At 67.7% G+C, this 2,418-nt stretch carries 3 protein-coding genes and 1 pseudogene; all 4 read left to right on the top strand.

Annotated features, from left to right (window positions below; translation table 11 throughout):
- Positions 1–504 (top strand): ankyrin repeat domain-containing protein (locus tag G3O00_RS41955; protein WP_206146521.1); only part of this gene is annotated, 504 nt, incomplete at its 5' end.
- 174 nt (positions 505–678) lie between these two features.
- Entirely contained in the window at positions 679–1,539 is an 861-nt protein-coding gene (locus G3O00_RS41950) for an isocitrate lyase/phosphoenolpyruvate mutase family protein (RefSeq protein WP_206146520.1), read from the top strand.
- 338 nt (positions 1,540–1,877) lie between these two features.
- Positions 1,878–2,144, top strand: a complete 267-nt coding sequence (locus tag G3O00_RS41945; RefSeq protein WP_011354382.1) for a YodC family protein — start codon at positions 1,878–1,880, stop codon at positions 2,142–2,144.
- Between the two features lie 101 nt (positions 2,145–2,245).
- A pseudogene (locus tag G3O00_RS41940) lies at positions 2,246–2,418 on the top strand (cytochrome P450); the annotation flags it as partial.

Here is a 2,418-nt window from a genome sequence, read left to right as displayed (position 1 = left end):
GCCGACGCCGACGACGCGCGGCGCATCCAGGCGCGCCATCCCGAACTGCCCGGCGCGCTGTCCGGCGAGCAGCTGCGGTTGCTGCCGGACGCCGCCGCGTGGGGTTCGGGCGATGCGGTGAAGGTCATGGTCGAACTGGGCTGGCCGATCGCCGCGCGGGGCGGCGACTGGGATGCGAGTGCGCTGAATCACGCGGTGTTCCGCGGCGACGCGGACTTGCTGGCGTTCCTGCTCGCGCACGGTGCGAGCTGGCGCGACATGCACGGGTTCGGGAGCGATGCGCTCGGCACGTTGTCGTGGGCATCCGTCAACGAACCGGAACATGTCGGCGCGTCCGACTGGGAGGCGTGCGCGCGGGTGCTGCTCGCGCACGGCGTGCCGCAAGCCGCGCGGGACCCGTCGAATCCGGACGGCGTGCTGATCGACGGTCGCGCGATGCGCTTCTCCGAGGCCGTCACCGACGTGTTGCTCGGCATCGACGGCGGGCCGACCGCATCGATCTGAACGACCGTGGGCCGGCGACAGGTAGGGGCCGGCGACGGCCCGCGCGTTGCCGGCTGCTGGCGTACCGCCGGCGCGCCGGTTTTTCCAGTCGCACGACGACATTTCGGCGAATGCTGAAACGTCGCGTGCACGACCGGCGTAAGCTCAGTCGTCACTTTCCTTCCGGAGTCCGCGATGCCCCGTTCCGACCTGCAAGCCCGCCAAGCCGAAGCCTTCCGCGCCCTGCATGCGCGCCCCGGCGCCTTCATCATCCCGAACCCGTGGGACGCCGGCACCGCGCGCCTGCTCGCGATGGCCGGCTTCGAGGCGCTCGCGACCACAAGTGCCGGCTACGCGTTTTCGAAAGGGCAACCCGACAATGCGATCGACCGCGACGCGATGCTCGATCACATTAGCGAGATCGTCGCCGCGGGCGGCCTGCCCGTCAGCGCCGATCTGGAGAACGGCTTCGGCGACGCACCCGACACGGTGGCCGAAACGATCCGGCTCGCGGCCGAGGCCGGTGCGGTCGGCGGCTCGATCGAGGACGCGACGGGCCGCGCCGACGCGCCGATCTACGCGCGCGAAGCGGCGATCGAGCGTATCGCGGCGGCCGTCGCTGCGGCACGCGCGCTGCCGTTCCGGTTCACGCTGACCGCGCGCTGCGAAAACTACCTGCATGGCCGCCACGACCTCGCCGACACGATCGCGCGGCTCGTCGCCTATCGCGACGCGGGTGCCGACGTGCTGTACGCGCCGGGCATCACCGATGCGGACGACATCGCGGCGGTGACGCAGGCGGTCGGCGCGCCCGTGAACGTCGTGATGGGGCTGCAGGGCGGATTGCTGAGCCTCGACGCGCTGGCGGCGCTCGGCGTGAAGCGCGTGAGCGTCGGCGGCGCGCTGGCGCGGGCCGCGCTCGGCGCCTTTCTGCGCGCGGCGAAGGAGATGGCGCAGGACGGCACGTTTACATTTACGCAAGCTGCCGTGCCCGGGCGCGATATCAACCGCTGGTTTGCGTCACCCGATAATTCGCCGGTTTTGTTCGGGGAATGAGCGTAAGTAAATCGTGGGATCGTTTCCAGTCGAAACGTTGATTGACAATAATCAACCGATTTCGCGTCCGAATTAAACGTCGGTGACGACGCAAAATACATCGTCTATTCTCCGCATTCCCGCCCGTTCGACCGGCGCCGGCGCACAAACCGCGCCGGATCGGGCGATCGGGCGCTCGCCGCGCGCGTCGATGCCGCGCATTGTTGCATTTCCCCGGTCAGTATGTTTTTGAACGCGGGAGTTGCCGGCCGGTTTTTTGATTGATAATCTGCGGCACGTTCGAATGAACGGTTGGTAAGCCACCGGGAATATCGATATATAAGAATGCTGAGAGAGCGATGACGAACCGAGAAAATCAACGCGTCAGGTTTCGTGTCGGCGATGTCGTGACGCTGAAGACGGGCGGGCCGCGCATGACCGTCACTTATGCCGGGCCGGTCGTATTCGACGACGGCGACTGGCTGATTTGCCAGTGGTTCGACGAAAACGGCGAATTCCGGCAGGAAATGTTCCCTCACGACACGGTGGTGCCCGAGCCGCGCGCGATTTCGGCCGGGCGCGTCCGCATGCGCATGCAGTCGCATCGTTACCGCTCGGCTGCCTGACAATCACCTGTCGTCGCGATGCGGCCCCGCGCAACGCACGCACCGCGACATTTCACGTCAGCCCGAAACATGCGGCGGTGCGCTGCACCGATACTGTCTGCATGAACCCGACCGATCCCATCGCAGCGGTCACGCACCGCGATCCCTATCCCTACTATGCGGCGCTCGTCGACGGGCCGCCGCTCGCGTTCGACGCCACGCTCGGCCTGTGCCTGTGGGTCGCGAGCCGCGCGGCTGCCGTGACGGCCGTGCTCGGCCATCCAGCCTGCCGAGA

This window comes from Burkholderia sp. Ac-20384, from assembly GCF_017104605.1.
In the GTDB taxonomy this organism is placed as follows: Bacteria; Pseudomonadota; Gammaproteobacteria; order Burkholderiales; family Burkholderiaceae; genus Burkholderia; species Burkholderia lata.
The sequence above is the reverse complement of the archived record's forward strand: the minus strand, read 5'-3'. Positions and strand labels throughout refer to the sequence as shown.